Below are 19,861 nucleotides of genomic sequence, written 5' to 3'. Positions count from 1 at the left end.
AGACGGGACATGCCTTGACCCATCAGAACTTCAACTTGCCGTAACTTCGAGACAATCTCTTCCGGCTTCGGTCTCTTGTTTGCCATTCTAGGTCCCCCGTTTCCTAAACATAAAGGGGGACCAGTTCAGTTGGGGAGGCTCAGCGGCTGGGTTTTGCCGGTGCTGATCCGGGGATTGAGAAACAAATGCCGCTGCCCATCGGGCGCCGTGTTCGCGCCTGCTATGACGTGTTGTTGGAAGACCTTGAAGAGCATCCAGGCAGTGACGTCATTCATTTCCTGTTGCGCCGCCCAGCTCTGAAAAGCATCGTGCGCCGCATCCAAACCATGAGCAGGCACAAATACGCCGAAATCCGAGCCAACCTTGCGGACCGGAACGTGCGCCCCATGGATCTGTTGCGCTGCAAGCTTGCCTTCTTTGGCGTCAGCAAGTTCGCCCCTCGTTCGAAGCTATGGGTACGTAACACAATGTATCAGGGGGCACCGCTGATTGATGACATCGGCCAGACCTATGAAAGCTGGTTCCTGCCACTGAAACCGCAGATTGAGGAGGCACAGGCATGAAAGTATCCCGTAACGAAATGATCACCGCGCTGTCCCGCGCCTACGAAGGAGCCGTGCACGAGATCGGTGACTATGAGGAAGCTGGCCAATTGGTCACTTGGTTGCAAATGGCGGGTCTGAGCGGGTTCGACCGTATCACCCTGCCACCACTGGGCCCCCAAGGGTGGAGCGACTCCGCGGTTGGTGTTCGAAAATGACGACATCGCCGTTCTTGATGCAGGTGGCGCGGATGTCTGCGAGCACGGCTCATTGGCGGCCTATCTGATGCACTCCAAGGCCAACAAGTCGGGCTTTGCGATCATCGAACTGGCCAACTGCCGCTATCCTGGTCTAATCCTGCGAAGCCTGTCGATGGTCGCGCAGTTGGGCGTCTATATCTCAGCCTATCGGAAAGATCAGGTTGGATCACACGGAGCGAGCTTTGAAAGCGGCGCGACTTTCCCGCCTTACTGGCGATTGGATAATGCAGATGACAGAAAAGAAATCTCGACCGTCACTATCATCTGCACAAATCAGCCTGCATTGCTGGCGGACGCGGTGACACGTCAGGTGGAGCAACCCGAACTTCAGCGGTTTGAAATTTCGGCGGCGCAGCTAGCAGCCAACTATAACCAAGCTTTGGAACAGGGGATTGAGGTTGACCCCGGCCAATGGGACGCCCTGAACGCCGCCGCTTGGCCCATTCTCGTTCGCTCAGATACGCAATCCCGCTCAGGCGCCGGGCCCATGTGAGGCTTGGGATATGAGCCAGCGCTTGCTCCGTTTGCAAACAAAAAAAATGCCGCCCCGATTGGGGCGGCGTCGGACCGGAACTCGTTCAGCATGTATTCCCGGTGAATCGGCGCTGGGTCGCCAAAGAACCTTTTGACCCTGCGCGCCATGAGCCAGGGGTAGTGCACAGAGCCAAGGTCTGATGTGCGTCAATCCTGCCGGTTATGTTCGCGGTAGCTCGGACATTCTGGCAAGGATGTCCACACCCTGCTGTTTCCAGAAATGCAAAAGGTCGATGAATATCCAGTTCTCGGCCAACTTATCCCCGTCTCGCCGATAGATATCTATCACCCGAAATTCACCGGCTTTGTCAGTTGCAGGCATTCCCATGAACCCGCCAGTTGGACGGGCTGTGAAGTTCGGCCAGCCAAAAAAACCGCCATAGTGACCCTCTGCCAGGCGGCATATGTGTTTGGTTTTCGACCGGTCAGTGAAACCAGCACGGAAAGGGCCTGCATGCTGTTGGGCGTAGCGTTCGATCGTGTAGGTCGCCCCGATCCCGGATGGCCCCCACCAGATCATGTCTTCGGACCATGTGCGCCGTAGTTCGTCCTCAAGGCTGAGGCCGCTGTTCCATTGGCCCAGATCGGAGATCATAGAGTTGATGGCCGCCAGAGTCCGCTCTCCTTCCGCCGCAGGTTGCGGACCGACCATCAGGCCGTCATGGGTCATGGGCCCCGGCTGCACGAGCTGCGCGGCTGTCTGAGGCGGGAACGGCTGCAATCCGGCCTGCATCATGAAATGAGGTATGTCGAAATACATCGCCGTTTCAGTGATTTTTCCGTTTTCGACCTTGTTGAATTCGCAATAGCGCAGAAATGTCATTTTGCCGTTTGGCGAGATACCTAGCCAATCTTTGTCGAACAGCCCCATGAGATGGCCCATTGATACAACCCAGACCGAGGTGAAACCGTCCATCTCGTTTTCTCCGGCCATGAATACGTCCATACGGCGCTGCATTCGGGTCAGGCTTTGTTTCAGCGGAAGCCAGAACTGGGCACCTACGTCACTGGGGCCATGCAGTTCGTCAAAGGGATGGAATCCGCGCCACAGATAGTCATCGGCGCAATATTTCGAGATCACGTCAGGGACCGCTGATTCTTCAGCTCGGCTCAGAGCTTCATAAAGATCCAGAACAATATTTTTCTCGGCTTCGTAAGGCATATTCTTTTCTTTCAGTGCTTTACCAGGAATTGAGCGCAGGTTTTCTGTATAGTGAAACGTAGATTTGCAAACGCATGCAAAAAAAGCTTGCCTGATGTTCCATCAGATGTCTATGCTCTTGCAAACGTATGCACGACAAGTGCACATGGGAGGACAGAATGGCCGAAATTCAACTTCGCAGTGTTGGGAAACGTTGGGGATCGTTTGTGGGGGTGGATAATTTCGACCTGACTATTGCCGATAAAGAGTTTCTGGTTCTTCTTGGCCCATCAGGCTGTGGCAAGACGACGACCATGCGCATGATTGCGGGTTTGGAGGACGCCAGCGAGGGCGACATTCTGATAGATGGCGAGCGTGTCAATGACATGGAGCCCAAGGACCGCGATGTCGCCATGGTGTTTCAGTCCTACGCGCTCTATCCGAACATGAATGTTTATGAGAATATCCGGTTCCCGCTGAAGGTGCGCGGCATCGACCCTTCCACACATGACGAAAAAGTGCGCCGCGCTTCGGCCATGGTCGAACTGGATGACTTTCTGCATCGCAAACCGGCAGAGCTGTCGGGCGGCCAGCGTCAGCGCGTCGCTTTGGCCCGCGCCATTGTTCGCGAGCCAAATGTCTTTCTGATGGACGAACCGCTGTCAAACCTTGACGCCAAGCTGCGTGTTTCGACGCGCGCGCAGATCAAGAACCTCAGCCACGAGCTTGCCGTGACCACGATCTACGTGACTCATGACCAGATCGAAGCGATGACTCTTGCAGATCGTGTGGTGATCATGAAGCAGGGTATCGTGCAGCAGGTTGGCTCTCCGACCGATATTTACGATGCACCCGCAAACACTTTTGTGGCCAGCTTTATTGGCAACCCGGCAATGAACCTTATCGATGGTCAGGTTCAGGATGGGGTGTTTCGGGCTCAGAACACTGAGGTGCATGGGCTGAATGCGTCGGACGGCCCGATTACGCTGGGCTTTCGCGCCGAGGACGCCAATGTCGTGGAAAGCGGCGGCGAGATTAACGGGCCCATCTACACGCAGGAGCTTTTGGGCGACAGCACGATGGTCTCGGTTCGGATCGGTGGCGCGCTGGTTTCGGTCAAAGCCGACAAAACCTATCGCGCTGAAATCGATGATCAGGTTTCAATCCATATCCACACCGATCACTGCCACTTGTTTGATGCGCAAACCGGAACGCGTTTGGAGCGCTGAACAGAAAATCCAAACCCGCATTGCCGGGTTAAACGCAGGTGCAGACTTCGAAGATGCACCCATCTACCTAGGGAGGAATACAAATGTTTCTGAAGAAAATTGCATTGGCTGGGTCCTTGGCCGCCTTTGCCGCCAGCGCAGGTTATGCCTGTGAAATTAGCGGGCGCGTGAATATCGTTGGTAACGAATTTGCGGCCATTCAGGCCGTCGCAACCAGCGCGAAAGAATGCACAGGCGCATCGGTCGATTCAAACCTGACCTCCGAGCACCAGACCATCAACGTGGCTGGTCTGTCCGGAAACCCGTCTGAATACACCAGTGCCATCATCGCCAACAGCTCGATCGTGGCGTTGATGAACGAAGATGTTATTCGGCCGCTCAACGATCTGGTGGAACAGCATGGTCAGGACCTGCAGCCAGGTCAGTTGATCAAGATTGGAGATGACATTATGGCCGTGGCGTTCATGGCGAATGCTCAGCACCTGATGTATCGCAAGGACGTGTTGGAACAGGCCGGTGTCGAAGTGCCGACAACCTATGAAGAATTGCTCGAAGCGGCCAAAGCCATTCGCGAGCAGGGCATCATGCAAAACCCGGTTGGCGGCGCCTATGCGTCGGGTTGGAATCTGGCACAGGAATTCAACAACATTTTTCTTGGCTATGGCGGCAGCCACTTCAAAGCCGGAACAGCAGAGCCCAACGTGAATTCTGAGGCTGGTGTCAATGCGCTGAACATGATGAAGGCTTTGTCGGAATATATGAACCCCGACTTTCTGACCCACGATTCCAATGCCACTAATGCCGAATACCGTGCTGGTAACGTTGCAATCATGAACATGTGGGGTTCACGCGCATCGCAGCAAACCACGACCGAAGGCGTGCTTCAGGAAGTGATCGACGGTCATGCGATCGGCGCACCACTGACAGTCGGCGGCGGCTCGACGCCGGCATCGACCCTGTGGTGGGACGGCTGGACCGTCGGCAAGAACATCTCGGATGAAGAAGCCGAGGCTACCTTCATCGCGATGAAACACGGTATCCGTCCTGACATGCTGAACGATGAAACCACGCCGCTGGCGGTATGGTTGATCGAAGGCTACGAGCCTGGTGCGGACGCCGAAGGCGTGTTTGAGGCGGCCAAAATGGGCACACCGCCTTATCCGATGTTGCCTTACATGGGCCTGATGCACAGCGCGCTAGGCAATGAACTTTCAGACTTCATGCAAGGCAAGGAAAGCGCTGAGCAGGCGCTGGCCGATGTCGAAGCCGCATATCGCGCGGCTGCCATCGAACAAGGTTTCCTCCAGTAGGGCCTGACTCGTGCGGGCGCCTGTAAGGGCCGCCCGCACAAACCAATTCACGTGGGGATTGCGACATGCGCCATAAGACCTTCCTGTGGTTCTTCCTGCCCACCGGGCTTGCGATGCTGCTGTTCATCGCGATGCCGATAGTCTCGGTGGTGACCCAATCCATTTTCGCGCCTCATCCGGCCGTTTTGTTAGAGGTCGAAAGCTGCACCCCCCTGATCGGCTGCACGACAGAGACCACGATTGATCAAGAGGCAACAGCCGCCCTTCGTGCCGAGAAACCACTGGGCCGATTTGTCGGATTGGACATTTACTTGGACCGTGGCCACCTGGCGATCCAGGAAATTGGACAGATCTGGGCTGCGAATGAAACCTGGGGCGGTTTCTTCTCAAAGATCGGTAATTTGCCCTTTTACAGGGCAATGGCTTTTACGCTGACCTTCACGTTTGTTGTGACGCCGCTCACAATCATTTTGGGGCTGGTGATTGCGCTGGCAATCAACTCCCTGCACCGAAATCTCAAAGGGCTGCTGATCTTCTTTTCGCTTCTGCCGATGATCGTCACTCCGTTGATTGGCTCGCTTATCCTGTTCTGGATGATTGACAGCCGCGGGGTCATCGGCAACGCCCTAGTATATCTGGCCGGGGATCCGGATTTTAGCCTGAAGGCCTCAACCGGGCTGATGTGGGTGGCGCTGATGGTTTATGGAGTTTGGCACGCCGCTCCATTTGCATTTGTCGTGTTCTATGCGGGGTTGCAAACATTGCCCCAGGATCAAATCGAGGCCGCCCAGATAGACGGGGCAACCCGCTGGCAACAGGTTAAGTTCGTGGTCGTTCCTCATCTCATGCCACTGGTCACATTTGTTGCGTTGATTCAGTTGATGGACAACTTCAAGGTGTTTGAACCGATAATCGGGTTCAGCGCAGGTGCGCACGCACAATCCCTTAGTACATTCATCTTCAACGACTTAGGCGGTGAAACCCGGCAGCTTTCTTCCGCGGCCGCGACCTCTGTGATCACGATAATCGGAGTCGCCATTCTGCTGTCACCGGTGCTTGTCCGCACCTGGCGCGACTTCAAAGGAGCAAGATAATATGGCCAGCCGCGCACAAAGAATGCCTAGAAGTCTCCGGATCGCCACGTCCTTATTTGTGATCCTATGGTTCGTTCTGGCCGCTTTCCCGTTCCTCTGGACGGTCTGGGGTTCGTTCAAGGTAGAGTTGGATTTCTTTTCGATCGCCGACTGGACCAATGCCATCACCGGAGCACGGACCGAAGCCGTCTATGGCTCGCCTTTCACAACCACAGGGTACGAGGGCGCCTGGATACAGGAAGAATTCTGGCGGAATGTTCTCAACACAGGGATCGTCTGTTTCTTTGTTGTCACCATCTCGCTCACAATCGGAACGCTGGGGGGCTATGCTCTGTCCCGGTCGACCTACAACTATACGTTCTGGCTATTGATCACGGCACTTATCTTCCGGGCTATGCCACCGATTACGCTGGTCTCGGGATATTTGCTGCCTTTCTTCGAATGGAACATCTGGGGGATCCTTCCAACCACGATCATCGTGCTTGTGGCGATAAACCAGCCGTTCACTCTGTGGATGCTGCATTCTTTCTTTAAGAATATCCCAAGCGAGCTGGATGAAAGTGCCAAGGTCGACGGATGCAACCAGTTCCAGGCATTTCGTCGCGTGATCATTCCGGTGATGTGGCCAGGGGTGATCACCACCGGGCTGTTCTCGTTCCTGCTGGCCTATAACGATTTTGCTGTCGGGGCGATGCTTCTGTCCGAAAGCAACCGCACGATGGTGCCTGCCATTGCCGCGTTTCTTGGTACAACGCAGACTGAAGGTAACGTGATGTTCGCGGTTGCGGCTGTGGTTTCAGCCACAGTTCCACTGTTCATTCTGGTCATGTTCTTCCAGCGACAGATTGTGGGCGGTCTGACGGCCGGGGCTGTGAAAGGCTAACTCTGATGGGACGCACTCATCCTCAGTCCGTATCTGCCCATGCGCATACAGCCAGACTGAATGTGGCTGCGCGCAGGACCCGGCGGCCGGGACGAATTCCATTTGCTTTGATGCGCGCGGGACCTTGCGGGGCGCTTCTCCGAACACGCCCCGAACAGACCCCATTGAGACAGAGAAGATGAAAAACCTCGACCGTAAACCCTTTCTGAAATTCACCGAAGCACAACGCCATCCTGGCAACTTCCGGCCGGCATTTGACGCCTTCTTCGCCCCCGGTGCACATGTCAACGTGGTGCATCCCTTCAATGAGGTCGCGGGCGGCCTCGGGCTGCACGATCACGTCATCGCCCCGCTCGCCGCTGCCTTCGACGGGCTTTTTCGGCGCGATGACATCGTCATGGCCGGCGAATTTGACGGGCAGGACTGGATCAGCGCCACCGGCTATTTCGTTGGTCGGTTCTCGCGCGACTGGCTCGGCATCCGGGCCACAGGCGAGCTTGCCTATCTGCGCTTCGGCGAGTTCCACCGGATGCAGGACGGCAAGGCGGTGGAAAGCTATATCTTCTTCGATATTCCAGAGCTGATGCTGGCCGCTGGACAATGGCCGATCCCCGACAGCCCGGGCAAGACCCGCGGCTTCACCGGCATGATTCAGGGCCCTGCCAGCCATGATGGCATCTTGACCACTCCGCAGGATCCTGCCGAGGGTGCCAAGAGCTATCATATGGTCACAGAAATGCTGGCCGGGCTTGCTACCGAGAACGAGGCTTGGCGCCCCTACTGGCATGACAACATGGTCTGGTACGGCCCCGGCGCCTTCGGTTCTTTCGTCGGGATCGAGAGTTTTGCCAGCTTCCAGGTGCCTTTCGAAGCCACCTTTGAAGGCTGGTCCGGCGGCACTGCGGGCAACGGTATGACGGCGCATTTCACCCGCTATGGCGAAGGTAACTACGTATGCTCGGGCGGTTGGCCCTCGTTAACTGGCGTCCAAGTGAAACCTTTCCTCGGCCAGTCCGCAAGTGGCAAACGCGTCTTCATGCGGGTCTGCGATTGGTGGCGCCGCGAGGACGATCTGCTGGTCGAAAACTGGGTTTTTGTCGATGTCCCGCATGTGCTGTTGCAACTGGGCTATGACCTCTTTGCTGAAATCGCCGAGCAGGCTGCATGAGCTGCTCTGCCAGACATAACGCCGTTGCGCGCCATCCGGCGCTCAACCGGATGCCAAGGGATTTTCTGACGGCGGATTAATCCTCGCCCTCCACACAGAAGACCCCTTGGTAACCATAAAAGGAAGAGAAACATGAAGGGCTCCCGCCCCGAACAGGCCGTGCTGACACGTGACACGGACATGAGCAAAACCGACGAGACCCGCGCCGTGATCGAGGGGATGGTCGATGGTTTGAACGACCACCGTATCGAAGATATCGGCGAATTCTTCGCCGAAGGGTTCCGCTGGCTTGGCAACCAGGGTTGCGGCACCAAGACGGGCCTGAAGGAATTCCAGGAAAACTGGCAACGCCCGTTCCAGGCTGCGTTTTCCGACAAGACCTGCATCGACGAGGCCCGGCTTTATATGGGCGAGTGGGCGGCAGCTTTTGGCCGCCAGGAAGCAACCCATTCTGGCGAATTTCTGGGGATTGCGCCCACCGGCAAGCGCGTCGAGATCCGTTACATGGATTTCTGGAAAGTTGTCGACGGCAAGATCGTCGACAACTGGGTGAATGTCGATTTTGCCCATGTCGCCTCGCAGCTTGGAGTCGATCTGTTCCAGGGCAAAGGGTGGGAAACATTTGACCGGGGAGAAGAAATTCCGCCCCGGCCCGAAAATTGAGGATTAGGACAATGGCTATCGAATATCTGAAAAGCGGCAAACCCGAGGCCGACCGGGCCGAAGATGACGCCAAAACCCGCGCTGTCGTTGAAGCGACGCTGAAAGACATCGAAACCCGAGGTGATGCGGCAGTGCGTGATCTGTCGGAAAAGTTTGATAATTACTCGCCGGAAAGCTTCCGCCTGAGCCAGAAACAGATCGACGAGCTGATCGCCTCATTGACCGAACGCGAGCTGGCCGACATCAAGTTCGCTCAGAAACAGGTGATAAACTTCGCCCAGGCGCAGCGCGACTCAATGCTGGATATCGAGGTTGAAACCTTGCCGGGCGTCATCCTCGGCCACAAGAACATTCCGGTGCAGTCTGTTGGCTGTTATGTTCCTGGCGGTAAATTCCCGATGGTTGCGTCGGCGCATATGTCGGTTGCGACCGCTAAAGTCGCGGGTGTGCCTCGCATCATCGCCTGCACGCCGCCGTTTCAGGGCAAGCCCAATGCGGCCGTGATCGCTGCCATGTATCTGGGTGGGGCGCATGAGATCTATGTCATGGGTGGTATCCAAGCGATTGGTGCCATGGCGATCGGTACGGAAACCATTGATCCGGTCCACATGCTGGTCGGCCCCGGGAACGCCTTTGTGGCAGAAGCCAAACGGCAGCTCTTTGGTCGCGTTGGCATCGACCTTTTTGCGGGCCCGACCGAGACCATGGTCATTGCCGACGAAACCGCTGCCGATGCCGAACTTTGTGCGACCGACTTGTTGGGGCAGGCCGAGCATGGCTACAACAGCCCCTGTGTTCTGGTCACCAACTCGCGCAAGCTGGCCGAAGAAACGCTGAGCGAGATCGACCGTATCCTCGGTATCCTGCCTACCGCCGGAACCGCAAAAGTCAGCTGGGAGGAGTATGGGGAAGTCATTGTCTGCGACACTTATGACGAAATGCTGCAAGTTGCCGATGATATCGCCTCTGAGCATGTGCAGGTGATGACCGACCGTGACGACTGGTTCCTGGAAAACATGACCAGCTATGGCGCGCTGTTTCTTGGGGCGCGGACCAATGTTGCAAACGGTGATAAGGTGATCGGCACGAACCACACGCTGCCGACCAAAAAGGCCGGACGTTATACCGGCGGCTTGTGGGTCGGCAAGTTCATGAAAACTCACAGCTACCAGAAGGTTGTTACTGACGAGGCTGCGGCAATGATCGGCGAATACGGCTCACGCCTGTGTATGCTGGAAGGCTTTGTCGGCCATGCCGAGCAATGCAATATTCGCGTCCGGCGTTATGGGGGCATCAACGTACCTTACGGCGAAGGTGCGGCTTATCGCGAGGCTGCAGACGCGTCCTCATAAGAGTGAGGTCATTGCTGCAGAACTTGCGCTTGGGGTTTGCCCGGGCACCACGGGTTTTGAAAGAAAAGCAGATAACACAATGCGAGATTTCGCAATGGACACACATTCTACCCATAAGGCCCTGATCGCGCCATTGCGCGAAGCCATGTATAACTTTGACGAAACCGGCGTCCGAGCTGCACTGCAGGCGGTGATTGCGCCCGATGCCGTCATCCACATGCCCCATCCATTCGGCGACCTGACCGGGCCGCAGGAACTCTATCATGCCTGCTACACACCGCTTTTGAAATCCATGCCCGATCTGGAACGCCGGGATTGGATTGTGATGGGCGGGCCGACGCAACATGGTGATGATTGGGTCTGCTGTGGCGGCCACTACGTAGGCACCTTCGTCGCCCCTTGGTTGGACATCCCGCCGACCGGGCATCTGACCCATATGCGGTTCCACGAATTCTACCGCTTTGAAAATCGCAAAGTTGTCGAAATCCAGGCACTCTGGGACATTCCCGAAGTGATGATGCAGGCGAAGGCCTGGCCGATGGCCCCGTCTTTGGGGCAGGAGTTCTGTATTCCCGGCCCGGCGACGCTGGACGGTATCGTGCGGGGCCCCTGGGATGAGGCAAAATCGAAGGCCTCCTGCGACCATATCGTTTCCATGCTTGAACATCTGGAAAAGCATCCCAGTCAGGGTGGCCCCGAAGTGATGGAGATGGAAAGGTTCTGGCATCCGCGCATGAACTGGTACGGCCCCGCTGGGATCGGCACCGGGCGCGGCATTGCAGGGTTTCGCAACTGGCACCAGATCCCTTTCCTAGGTGGCATGCCGGACCGAGGCAAATACGCCGACGAGATCACCTTTCATTTCTTTGGTGACGGTGATTATGCAGCTGTTACCGGCTGGCCGGACATGATCCAGACCATCACTCATGATGGCTGGATGGGTATCGCCCCTTCTGGCCAGCGCATCACTATGAGATCGTTGGATTTCTGGCGATTGGAAGATGGCCTGATCCGGGAGAACTGGGTGTTGGTCGACCTGCTGGACGTGTACCGGCAACTGGGCGTAGATGTCTTTGCCCGCCTGCGCGAATTCAACAAAGCGCGTGTCGCAGGTGAAATTCCATACCCAGTCGGCGAGGTCTGATATGCTCAATTTTCCCAGCACCCCCAGTTTCAGTCTAGGCGGCAAACGTGCGCTAGTCGCCGGGGCATCGTCGGGCATAGGTCTGGCCTGCGCCGTAGCGCTGGCAGAGCATGGGGCCGAGGTCACATTGGCGGCGCGCCGCGCAAGTGCGTTACAAGAGATAGCCGATCAGATGACTACCAAGGGATGGTCTGCCAAGGTGCTTGAGATGGATGTCACCGATGTCGCAGGAACTGCCGCGGCTGTCGCCGAAAACGGACCGTTTGACATCCTTTTGAACTCGGCAGGGTTTGCACGTCATAGCAAGGCGGTCGAAACGGTGCCCGAAGATTTTGACTCGGTCATGAACGTCAATGTCCGGGGGGCCTATTTCCTAACCCAAGCCGTTGCCATAGGGTTGCTTGAGGCCGGGCGTCCCGGATCGCTGATAAATATCTCAAGCCAGATGGGCCATGTCGGCGGGCAGGAACGCGCGGTCTATTGCGCCTCCAAGTTTGCGGTCGAGGGCTTTACCAAGGCGATGGCGCTGGAATTCGGGCCCGCAAAGATCCGTGTCAACACGATTTGCCCGACTTTCATCCTGACGGATTTGTCCCGGCCTACATTCGAGGACCCGACCAAACGGGCCTGGATTTTGGACAAGATCAAGCTGGGCCGCCCGGGAGAGATTGAGGATATTATGGGCGCGGTAGTGTATCTGGCATCAGAGGCGTCGGCTTTGGTTACAGGAACAGCAATGTTGGTGGACGGAGGCTGGACGGCAGACTGATGGTTACTCAGAAGGTTACATCGTTGGACGTTGCCCGGCTGGCCGGGGTCAGCCAATCCGCCGTTAGCCGGGTCTTTACGCCTGGTGCATCGGCCTCGCAAAAAACGGTCGCGAAAGTGCGCAAGGCAGCGGATGAACTGGGATATCGGCCAAATTTCCTGGCCCGTGCGGTGGTCTCGGGCAAAAGCCGGATCATTGGACTTGTGGTCGCCTATCTGAACAATCAGTTCTATCCTGAAGCGTTGGAAAAGCTGACAAACAAGTTGCAAGAGCGCGGCTACCACGTGCTGGTATTCATGGCGTCGCATCAGGCCGGCAACATAGACAACGTGATCGAAGAAATACTGGATTTTCAGGTTGATGGGATTATCGCGGCTTCGGTGGCTTTGTCGTCGGATCTGTCGGATCGTTGTCTGGCTGCCGGTGTGCCGATGGTGCTGTTTAACCGGGTTCAGGACGACCCGGCCATGTCGGCGGTCACCTCGGACAATATCGCGGGTGGGCGCAAGGCTGCCGAATTCCTTTTGGCCGGGGGGCATAAAAAGATCGGGTACATCGCCGGGTGGGAAGGCGCGTCGACCCAGCGCGACCGCGAAGCAGGTTTCAGGGCCGCCTTGCATGATGCGGGGGCGGAACTGCATGCGCGCGGCGTTGGGAACTTCACCAGCGAACAGTCGCGGGCGGCAACGCTGGAGATGTTTGCCTCGGACCCGCCCGACGCCGTTTTTGTGGCCAATGACCACATGGCTATTGCAGTGATGGACACCCTCAGATTCGAGTTGGGCCTAAGGATTCCCGAAGATGTTTCGGTTGTCGGATATGACGATGTGGCCGTTGCGGCATGGCCAACCTATAGCCTGACCACTGTACGACAGCCTGCAAACCGTATGGTTGCAGAAACCGTGGACATTTTGCTGAGCAAAATCGAAGGGCCCGATGTTGGTCCGCACCGATTGGAAATAGATGGACCGCTGATTGTTCGTGGTTCTGCACGCATACCTGAAGGATGGAAGACATGAAGGGATTTGACCCGAAATTCAAAGATTTTCCTGACTATATTATTGGGATCACAAAAGAAATCTGGGAAGATCGGGGCATTGCCACGCTGCACCATTACTATGCGCCCGATATCGTAGTTCGATCCCCGGGGTCAGTTGTCGTTGGCAATCAGGGCGTCATTGCCGCTACCATGGCAACGCTTGCCGAGTTCCCCGACCGCACATTGCTGGGTGAGGATGTGATTTGGTCCGGCACACCGGAAGAGGGCATGCTGTCCTCGCACAGGCTTTTGTCGACTGCGACCCATCTGGGAGACGGTGCCTATGGGAAGGCTACCGGGAAAAAGCTGGTCTACCGTATCCTTGCTGACTGTCACGCCATCAACAACCAGATCAACGATGAATGGCTGATCCGCGACCAGGGTGCGATTGTCCAACAGATGGGTTGGGACCCAAAAGAATATGCCCGCGATCTGATCGCCCGCGAAGGCGGCCCAGAGGCTTGCGCCCAGCCTTACACGCCGGCGAATGATCAGCCTGGACCTTACAAAGGGCGTGGTAATGACAATGAATGGGGTCAGAAATACGCCGACATTCTGAACCGGGTCATGTCTGCAGACCTGAGCGTGATCAGTGCCGAGTATGACCGCGCCGTGCAATCGGAATATCCGCGCGGCACGACTGGTCACAGCTGGGCTCCGGTCGATCGCTTTTGGATGGGGCTTCGCGCCTCTTTCCCGAATGCCGAGTTCAAAATTCAACATCAGATTGGTCGCGACGACCCAATGATGCCGCCCCGCGCCGCGATCCGCTGGTCGCTGCATGGTAAGCATGATGGATGGGGTGTGTTCGGCACGCCGACGGGGGCCGAGGTCTTTGTGCTGGGTATTAGCCACGCCGAATTCGGCCCCTGGGGTCTGCGCCGTGAGTACACTCTGTTTGATGAAACGTCGGTCTGGAAACAGATCCTTTTGAAAACCGGTGATCTGTAAATGTCGCATCGTCTCTCAAATCTGGAGGCTGGGCAGGCCCTGCGACGTTTTCACGCCCACCGGGCCAGCCTGCGTGCCCGGCGACTGAACAACCGCCCGCCTGGTTTCGGAGTTTGACCGCAGCGAACTCCAACCAAAAGGAAGACAGAAATGAGTACCATCCAAAGCCGCATCGTCCGTTATGGCGAATTGAAACCCTGTAAAACCGCGTTCATCGACGCCCATACCCCGGGGTCAGATCAAAAGGAAAACTTCACCATCATCGGCGGGGGCGTATCTGAAAGCCCCGACCAGCATGTCCACATCACCGATAAGATCGGTTTCAACATCGGTGCCGCAGGCCAACCGCCGAGATGCCGGAACTCTCTGCATAGCCACACCACGGCCGAAGTGTTTTTTGTCGCCAAAGGCCGTTGGCGGTTCTTCTGGGGCAGATACGGATCGGCTGGCGAGTTCATTGCCGAAGAAGGAGACATCTTCAACATCCCGACCGGTATCTTCCGCGGGTTTGAAAATGTGGGGCAGGACTATGGGATGATCATGGCGGTCCTTGGCGGTGACGATGCCGGGGGCGGGGTCACCTGGGCGCCGCAGGTTATTCAGGATGCGCAGGCCCATGGCTTGATGCTTGGAAACAATGGGGTTCTTTACGACAGCAAAAAAGGGGAAACGCTGCCGCATAACGTACAGCCCATGCCCTTGCTGACTGAAGAGCAGTTGAAAGCCTATCCCGAGGTCCCCGTCGAAAACGTGATTGGCAATTACGTGGCCCGCTATTGGGATTTGATGGCGCTGTCATCAAACAGGCCTGCCGTTGTGATCGGTGAAAACGGCCTGATCAAGGACAAGCCGGGTTTCGAGGTTGATTTCCTTGGTCGCGGCTCGTGCGTGTCTGATCCGGTTAAAGCCGAAAAGCCTGTGGTCTTGATGCCGGCCAGTGGCCACTGGCGGATTACGATTGAGGATGTTGAAACAACCCTGACAAATGGGGATACCGCACTGGTTCTGCCCGGCGAAAGCTATGGCGTCACGCCTTCGATGACCGGTGACGCGGGGCTCTATCGCGTTACCGCAACCGAAGATCCGGCCGGTACAACTTGGACAGGTGCATGAAACAAACTGCGCTGCCTTCCGGGCGGCGCAGATCAGACTTGCAGAGGGAGAAGAAGGAATGACCCGCATTTCAACCACACATGTAGGGAGCCTTCCGCGTAGTCAGGAGGTCGTGGATTTCATCTTTGCGCGCGAGCGTGCAGAGCCATTTGACGCGGATGCGTTTGATGCCTGCATGACCTCGGCAGTGTCCGAGACAGTGCGCAAACAGGTCGAAGCCGGGGTCGATATCGTATCGGATGGCGAGACGTCGAAGATCTCATACGCCACCTATGTCAAAGATCGCTATACTGGTTTTGACGGGGACAGCCCGCGCAACGCGCCAGCAGATCTGAAGATGTTTCCCGGCTTCCTGAAACGCCTGGCTGATGATGGCGGTACGCCACAATATGCGCGCCCAATGTGTGTGGGTGAGGTGCGGTCAAAAGGGCAAGGTGAACTGCAAAAAGACATCGACAACCTCAAGGCCGCCATGGCCGCGCATGGTGTCGAGCGTGGTTTTATGAACGCGGCCAGCCCGGGTGTCATCTCGCTGTTTCTGCAAAATGATTTCTACCCCACGCGTGAAGCCTATCTGGCTGCACTCGCCGATGCGATGAAGCAAGAGTACGAAACCATTGTGGGGGCCGGTCTGGACCTACAGCTGGATTGCCCCGACCTGGCCTTGTCTCGCCATATGCTGTTCTCTGACCTTTCGGACGAAGAATTTGTCAAAGTCGCCAATTTGCATGTTGAGGCCCTGAACCACGCATTGCAGGACGTTCCCGCTGACAAGGTGCGCGTCCATATTTGCTGGGGCAATTACGAAGGACCGCATTGTTGCGACATTGGAATGGACAAAGTGTTCGGCACGCTGATGTCGACCAAATCCCGCTATGTCCTGTTCGAAACCTCGAACCCCCGTCATGCGCATGAATGGACGGTGTTCCGTGACCGCAAAGCCGAAATACCTGAGGACAAAGTGCTTGTACCTGGAGTTGTCGACACCACGACAAATTTTGTCGAACATCCGGAACTGGTCGCCCAACGTATTGAACGGTTTTCGAATATTGTCGGCCGCGAAAGAGTGATCGCGGGCTCGGATTGCGGATTTGGCACTTTTGCCGGATTTGGTGCGGTTGATCCTGATATCGCCTTTGCCAAGCTTGGATCTCTGGCCGACGGGGCTGCATTGGTCACATGAAACCACTTGTAATGTTGCCCGGCATGATGTGCGACGCCCGGCTTTTTGCCCCGCAGATCGCGGCGCTTTCGAGCAGCAATCCTGTCCTCTACGCGCCGATTGGGGGGCATGACACGGTGCAGGCTTTGGCCGCCGAAGTGTTGTCTTATGCGCCCCCGCGCTTTGTCCTTGCGGGTCTGTCCATGGGTGGCATCGTTGCGATGGAAATAATCCGGCAGCAACCGCAGCGCGTCGTCAGCGTGGCGCTGATGGATACCAACCACTTGGCCGAACGGGATGACGTCAAAGCCAAGCGTGGTCCACAAATCGCTTCTGTGTCCAGTGGGGGCTTGGGCCGGGTCATGGCCGAGGAGATGAAACCGAATTACCTGACCGATGGCCCGAACCGCGAGGCAATTCTGAACCTGTGCATGGATATGGCCTTGGGTCTTGGACCGGATGTTTTTATCAACCAGTCCAAAGCATTGCGAGATCGCCCTGACCAAAGCGATACCTTGCGCGGTTATACCGGGCAGGCCCTGATCCTGTGCGGGAAAGATGATGCTCTGTGCCCGGTTTCGCGACACGCTTTGATGCATGAACTTCTCACGAATAGCCGTTTCGAGGTCATCGAACAGGCGGGGCATTTGCCTACACTTGAACAACCCGAACGGACGACAGCGGCTCTGTGCCGTTGGCTGGAGGCACTATGAAAAAACCCTTCCTGGATCTTTTGAAATCCGTCGACACCCCCACCGTTTGCAATGCGATCGAAGTGGCGCAAGGCAAGCGTGGGTTTGACAATTTCACGCGGGGCACAATGCTGTGCTCGGATCCCGATGCGGGGGCAATGGTCGGTTATGCCAGAACGGCAAAAATCGCGGCGGTGAACCCTCCCGAAGACCCTCCCGAAGTGATCCGTCAGCGCCGGATGGATTACTACCGGCATATGGCAACGGGCACAGGCCCGGCTGTCACGGTTGTCGAAGATTTGGATTTCCCGGACTGCATCGGTGCTTACTGGGGTGAGATCAATACCACGGTCCACAAAGGGTTTGGCATCAGCGGTGCGTTGACCAACGGCGTGATGCGGGATCTGGGCGATTTGCCGGATGGGTTTCCGGTTGTGGCGGGCTCGGTCGGTCCAAGCCACGGGTTCGTGCATGTCAAAGAGGTGGGCACTCCGGTGACCATCTTCAGCCTCTCGATCAAGGACGGGGACCTGGTGCATGCGGACCGGCACGGCGCTTTGGTGATCCCGCCCGAAGTGGTGGACAGCCTGGAACAGGCGATCCGCAAATTGCTTGAAACCGAAAAGCTTATTCTTGGCCCAGCACGCGCGTCAGAGTTCGATTTTGAGGTCTTTGAACAAGCATGGGCTGCGTTCGAATCCTCGCGCACGTAGTGCAGCAACAACCGCGCGGCCCAGCCATAGACTAACCCGGCAGCGAGCCGATGTGATCCTGAATAGGCCCGTCACCGGCGATGGCGATTGTGTCGGAAATCACGGCTGGATCACACCCATCTCATGCCCAAATCCGACAGATGCCTCTGAACCCGTCCAGGATAGTCCGAGACGATGGCATCGACACCCAGATCAATCATCCTGCTGATATCCGCCGGTTCATTGACCGTCCATACGGCTACGCAAAGCCCAAGTTCTTTGGCAAGCGCGACGTCCTCAGAAATCACATCTGCGAAATACGGACACCAAAGCGCGCCGCCCGCTTGCTTGACCATTTGCGGGATTTTTTCGCTTTGGCCTCGAAAGTCCGGACAAACGGCCTTGGAGGAATCCTCGCCAAGGTCATCGGCATTTTCGGGAAGCTGCGTCAGGTAAGATGACGGCATGTCAGGTGCCTGCCGCTGACAGACTTCCAACAGGGTCCAGTCAAAGCTGTGCAGCAACACGCGATCGGATAGGCCAGCGGCCCGAACCTGCTGTACCACGCATGTGACAAAGCGGTCCAGATAGGCCGCGTCATGGGCCAGATCCGGATCGGATTTCAGTTCGAGCATCAGATTGGCTTCGCCGTATTCCGGCCGATTGATCAGATCCAGCAGATCCTGCAGCTTTGGCACGCGAACACCGTCCAGTTGGGCCTGATCGGGGAACCGTCGACCATAATCCGAGTGTCCGTCCAAGCGCCCGATTTCGAACTGTTGAATCTGGTTGAAGGACAGGGATGAGACTTTGGGTTCTTTTCCGGTCAAAAACTGACCGCTGGCATCCCGAAAGGTCGGCGCATGCAGCCGATGGTTATGGGTTATGACGGGCACATCATCCGCCGTCAGCACCACGTCAAACTCAAGAAGCGGAACCCCGATGGACAGCGTAAAATCAAAACCGATCATGCTGTTTTCGGGCAGGACGCCGCGTGCCCCCCGGTGCCCTACTACACGGATCAGGTTTTTACCGCCGCGAAACGCCTCGACCTGCGGGAAAGACATCAGCCCTCGAGCCTTATGCCAGAGGCCGGGTCAAACAGATGCATATGCTCTGGCGCAACAGAAAAACGCATATTGGGATGACGGCCTTCGATCGGATGAACACCCGGAAGGCTGATCGTGATTGCCGCGCTAGTGCCTGACACCTGACCGTGCAGCAAAGTATTCGCCCCCAGCGGTTCGGCTATCTGAACTACGACATCAAAGGGCCCGTTTTCATCAAGGAACAGATGCTCTGGCCGTATGCCCAATCTGAACGGGCCATCGGGCCCGCCTGATGGGCCAATCTCGGTATCGTTGATCCTGATCTTTCCGCCCTGGCGCTCTGCGTCAAAGGTATTCATCGCCGGGCTGCCGATGAATTGCGCAGCGAACAGCGTCCGCGGCGTCTCATAGACCTCAAGCGGGGTGCCGATCTGTTCTGCAACACCACCGTTCATCACGATCATCCTGTCGGCCATGGTCATGGCCTCTACCTGATCATGGGTCACGTATAACGAAGTGATACCCAGCTTTTCTTGCAGTTCGCGGATTTCCAGGCGCATCTGGACACGCAGCTTTGCATCCAGGTTTGAGAGCGGCTCATCAAACAGGAACACGGCAGGTTCGCGGACAATAGCGCGGCCCATGGCAACCCTTTGGCGTTGACCGCCTGAAAGCTGACGGGGCTTGCGGTCAAGCAGCGGCTCAAGCTGCAACAGCTTAGCGGCCGCGGTCACCTTCTGGTCAATCTGAGCCTTGGGCAATCCGGCGATTTTCAGACCATAGCCCATGTTCTGGCGTACCGACATATGGGGGTACAGAGCATAGTTCTGGAACACCATTGCAATGTCCCGGTCCATCGGCTCCTTGTCATTGGCGCGCTCTTCGCCAATCCGGATTTCGCCGGATGTCACAGTCTCAAGCCCGGCCACCATCCGCAGCAAAGTGGATTTGCCGCAGCCGGAGGGGCCCACGATCACGATAAACTCGCCATCCGCGATATCGACGTCGATGCCATGAATGACGTCCGTCGGGCCAAAGCTCTTTTTGACGTTCTCAAGGGATACTGTTGCCATT

Annotated in this window: 21 protein-coding genes; 18 read left to right on the top strand and 3 right to left on the bottom strand. The window is 56.7% G+C overall.

The genetic code is table 11. The features are described 5' to 3' along the window. Positions 1–185 precede the first annotated feature (185 nt). The 3 genes from FN806_RS18695 to FN806_RS18685 are packed head-to-tail and all read left to right on the top strand — an operon-like array spanning position 186 to position 1,295. Positions 186–563, top strand: coding sequence for a hypothetical protein (locus FN806_RS18695; RefSeq protein ID WP_142639938.1), 378 nt, complete (start codon positions 186–188; stop codon positions 561–563). Further along, the gene (locus FN806_RS18690) at positions 560–760 is read left to right on the top strand and encodes a DUF3726 domain-containing protein (RefSeq protein WP_142639936.1); all 201 of its coding nucleotides are present in this window, start codon (positions 560–562) and stop codon (positions 758–760) included. The genes FN806_RS18695 and FN806_RS18690 overlap by 4 nt, the downstream gene beginning before the upstream one ends. After that, complete coding sequence (locus FN806_RS18685; protein ID WP_142639934.1) at positions 747–1,295, top strand: hypothetical protein; 549 nt, start codon at positions 747–749, stop codon at positions 1,293–1,295. The genes FN806_RS18690 and FN806_RS18685 overlap by 14 nt, the downstream gene beginning before the upstream one ends. 201 nt (positions 1,296–1,496) lie before the next feature. On the opposite strand, the gene FN806_RS18680 is transcribed toward FN806_RS18685, so the two are convergent. Then, the gene (locus tag FN806_RS18680; RefSeq protein ID WP_142639932.1) at positions 1,497–2,498 is read right to left on the bottom strand and encodes an ester cyclase; all 1,002 of its coding nucleotides are present in this window, start codon (positions 2,496–2,498) and stop codon (positions 1,497–1,499) included. A 158-nt stretch (positions 2,499–2,656) separates the two neighbouring features. On the opposite strand from FN806_RS18680, the gene FN806_RS18675 reads away from it, so the two are divergent. The 15 genes from FN806_RS18675 (at position 2,657) to FN806_RS18605 (ending at position 17,759) form a co-directional block, all read left to right on the top strand. Further along, the gene (locus FN806_RS18675; protein WP_142639930.1) at positions 2,657–3,706 is read left to right on the top strand and encodes an ABC transporter ATP-binding protein; all 1,050 of its coding nucleotides are present in this window, start codon (positions 2,657–2,659) and stop codon (positions 3,704–3,706) included. Positions 3,707–3,789: 83 nt separating this feature from the next. Next, on the top strand, positions 3,790–5,016 hold the full coding sequence (locus FN806_RS18670) for an ABC transporter substrate-binding protein (RefSeq protein ID WP_142639928.1): 1,227 nt from the start codon (positions 3,790–3,792) through the stop codon (positions 5,014–5,016). Between the two features lie 65 nt (positions 5,017–5,081). Continuing rightward, positions 5,082–6,110 (top strand): carbohydrate ABC transporter permease, encoded by a 1,029-nt coding sequence (locus FN806_RS18665; protein WP_142639926.1) that lies wholly within the window; start codon positions 5,082–5,084, stop codon positions 6,108–6,110. Position 6,111: 1 nt separating this feature from the next. Beyond that, the gene (locus FN806_RS18660) at positions 6,112–6,993 is read left to right on the top strand and encodes a carbohydrate ABC transporter permease (protein WP_142639924.1); all 882 of its coding nucleotides are present in this window, start codon (positions 6,112–6,114) and stop codon (positions 6,991–6,993) included. A 178-nt stretch (positions 6,994–7,171) separates the two neighbouring features. Then, positions 7,172–8,161 carry a nuclear transport factor 2 family protein gene (locus tag FN806_RS18655; protein ID WP_142639922.1) on the top strand — a complete coding sequence of 330 codons (990 nt, stop codon included), beginning with the start codon at positions 7,172–7,174 and terminating at the stop codon, positions 8,159–8,161. A 132-nt stretch (positions 8,162–8,293) separates the two neighbouring features. Next, complete coding sequence (locus FN806_RS18650) at positions 8,294–8,824, top strand: ester cyclase (protein ID WP_142639920.1); 531 nt, start codon at positions 8,294–8,296, stop codon at positions 8,822–8,824. 11 nt (positions 8,825–8,835) lie between these two features. Next, complete coding sequence (hisD, locus tag FN806_RS18645) at positions 8,836–10,176, top strand: histidinol dehydrogenase (protein ID WP_142639918.1); 1,341 nt, start codon at positions 8,836–8,838, stop codon at positions 10,174–10,176. A gap of 79 nt (positions 10,177–10,255) precedes the next feature. Further along, positions 10,256–11,320 (top strand): ester cyclase, encoded by a 1,065-nt coding sequence (locus FN806_RS18640; RefSeq protein ID WP_246097344.1) that lies wholly within the window; start codon positions 10,256–10,258, stop codon positions 11,318–11,320. A gap of 1 nt (position 11,321) precedes the next feature. After that, positions 11,322–12,089 (top strand): SDR family NAD(P)-dependent oxidoreductase, encoded by a 768-nt coding sequence (locus tag FN806_RS18635; protein ID WP_142639916.1) that lies wholly within the window; start codon positions 11,322–11,324, stop codon positions 12,087–12,089. Then, the gene (locus tag FN806_RS18630; protein ID WP_142639914.1) at positions 12,089–13,108 is read left to right on the top strand and encodes a LacI family DNA-binding transcriptional regulator; all 1,020 of its coding nucleotides are present in this window, start codon (positions 12,089–12,091) and stop codon (positions 13,106–13,108) included. Before FN806_RS18635 ends, FN806_RS18630 begins: the two co-directional genes overlap by 1 nt. Then, positions 13,105–14,079, top strand: coding sequence for a nuclear transport factor 2 family protein (locus FN806_RS18625; RefSeq protein ID WP_142639913.1), 975 nt, complete (start codon positions 13,105–13,107; stop codon positions 14,077–14,079). The genes FN806_RS18630 and FN806_RS18625 overlap by 4 nt, the downstream gene beginning before the upstream one ends. Positions 14,080–14,229: 150 nt before the next feature. Then, positions 14,230–15,192, top strand: coding sequence for a cupin domain-containing protein (locus FN806_RS18620; RefSeq protein WP_142639911.1), 963 nt, complete (start codon positions 14,230–14,232; stop codon positions 15,190–15,192). A 58-nt stretch (positions 15,193–15,250) separates the two neighbouring features. After that, complete coding sequence (locus tag FN806_RS18615) at positions 15,251–16,375, top strand: cobalamin-independent methionine synthase II family protein (protein WP_142639909.1); 1,125 nt, start codon at positions 15,251–15,253, stop codon at positions 16,373–16,375. Continuing rightward, positions 16,372–17,067 carry an alpha/beta fold hydrolase gene (locus tag FN806_RS18610; RefSeq protein WP_142639907.1) on the top strand — a complete coding sequence of 232 codons (696 nt, stop codon included), beginning with the start codon at positions 16,372–16,374 and terminating at the stop codon, positions 17,065–17,067. Before FN806_RS18615 ends, FN806_RS18610 begins: the two co-directional genes overlap by 4 nt. Next, complete coding sequence (locus FN806_RS18605) at positions 17,064–17,759, top strand: RraA family protein (protein WP_142639905.1); 696 nt, start codon at positions 17,064–17,066, stop codon at positions 17,757–17,759. Before FN806_RS18610 ends, FN806_RS18605 begins: the two co-directional genes overlap by 4 nt. Positions 17,760–17,869: 110 nt before the next feature. Here the strand turns inward: FN806_RS18605 and FN806_RS18600 are convergent, their stop codons facing one another. Then, positions 17,870–18,805 (bottom strand): glycerophosphodiester phosphodiesterase family protein, encoded by a 936-nt coding sequence (locus FN806_RS18600; RefSeq protein ID WP_246097342.1) that lies wholly within the window; start codon positions 18,803–18,805, stop codon positions 17,870–17,872. Beyond that, positions 18,805–19,860, bottom strand: coding sequence for a sn-glycerol-3-phosphate ABC transporter ATP-binding protein UgpC (ugpC, locus tag FN806_RS18595; protein WP_142639901.1), 1,056 nt, complete (start codon positions 19,858–19,860; stop codon positions 18,805–18,807). Before ugpC ends, FN806_RS18600 begins: the two co-directional genes overlap by 1 nt. Position 19,861 lies beyond the last annotated feature (1 nt).

Origin of the sequence: Ruegeria faecimaris, assembly GCF_900182615.1 — a bacterium.
Classification (GTDB): domain Bacteria; phylum Pseudomonadota; class Alphaproteobacteria; order Rhodobacterales; family Rhodobacteraceae; genus Ruegeria; species Ruegeria faecimaris.
Note: the sequence above shows the minus strand (reverse complement) of the source record. Positions and strands in the feature narration are given on the sequence as shown.

Bases quoted from the DNA above. Each gene is read 5' to 3' on its own strand.
- FN806_RS18690 (WP_142639936.1), top strand. From the start codon at position 560: ATGAAAGTATCCCGTAACGAAATGATCACCGCGCTGTCCCGCGCCTAC.
- ugpC (WP_142639901.1), bottom strand. From the start codon at position 19,860: ATGGCAACAGTATCCCTTGAGAACGTCAAAAAGAGCTTTGGCCCGACG.
- FN806_RS18635 (WP_142639916.1), top strand. From the start codon at position 11,322: ATGCTCAATTTTCCCAGCACCCCCAGTTTCAGTCTAGGCGGCAAACGT.
- FN806_RS18605 (WP_142639905.1), top strand. From the start codon at position 17,064: ATGAAAAAACCCTTCCTGGATCTTTTGAAATCCGTCGACACCCCCACC.
- FN806_RS18695 (WP_142639938.1), top strand. From the start codon at position 186: ATGCCGCTGCCCATCGGGCGCCGTGTTCGCGCCTGCTATGACGTGTTG.
- FN806_RS18655 (WP_142639922.1), top strand. From the start codon at position 7,172: ATGAAAAACCTCGACCGTAAACCCTTTCTGAAATTCACCGAAGCACAA.
- FN806_RS18665 (WP_142639926.1), top strand. From the start codon at position 5,082: ATGCGCCATAAGACCTTCCTGTGGTTCTTCCTGCCCACCGGGCTTGCG.
- FN806_RS18670 (WP_142639928.1), top strand. From the start codon at position 3,790: ATGTTTCTGAAGAAAATTGCATTGGCTGGGTCCTTGGCCGCCTTTGCC.
- FN806_RS18675 (WP_142639930.1), top strand. From the start codon at position 2,657: ATGGCCGAAATTCAACTTCGCAGTGTTGGGAAACGTTGGGGATCGTTT.
- FN806_RS18615 (WP_142639909.1), top strand. From the start codon at position 15,251: ATGACCCGCATTTCAACCACACATGTAGGGAGCCTTCCGCGTAGTCAG.
- FN806_RS18630 (WP_142639914.1), top strand. From the start codon at position 12,089: ATGGTTACTCAGAAGGTTACATCGTTGGACGTTGCCCGGCTGGCCGGG.
- FN806_RS18610 (WP_142639907.1), top strand. From the start codon at position 16,372: ATGAAACCACTTGTAATGTTGCCCGGCATGATGTGCGACGCCCGGCTT.
- hisD (WP_142639918.1), top strand. From the start codon at position 8,836: ATGGCTATCGAATATCTGAAAAGCGGCAAACCCGAGGCCGACCGGGCC.
- FN806_RS18600 (WP_246097342.1), bottom strand. From the start codon at position 18,805: ATGTCTTTCCCGCAGGTCGAGGCGTTTCGCGGCGGTAAAAACCTGATC.
- FN806_RS18680 (WP_142639932.1), bottom strand. From the start codon at position 2,498: ATGCCTTACGAAGCCGAGAAAAATATTGTTCTGGATCTTTATGAAGCT.
- FN806_RS18640 (WP_246097344.1), top strand. From the start codon at position 10,256: ATGCGAGATTTCGCAATGGACACACATTCTACCCATAAGGCCCTGATC.
- FN806_RS18625 (WP_142639913.1), top strand. From the start codon at position 13,105: ATGAAGGGATTTGACCCGAAATTCAAAGATTTTCCTGACTATATTATT.
- FN806_RS18650 (WP_142639920.1), top strand. From the start codon at position 8,294: ATGAAGGGCTCCCGCCCCGAACAGGCCGTGCTGACACGTGACACGGAC.
- FN806_RS18620 (WP_142639911.1), top strand. From the start codon at position 14,230: ATGAGTACCATCCAAAGCCGCATCGTCCGTTATGGCGAATTGAAACCC.
- FN806_RS18660 (WP_142639924.1), top strand. From the start codon at position 6,112: ATGGCCAGCCGCGCACAAAGAATGCCTAGAAGTCTCCGGATCGCCACG.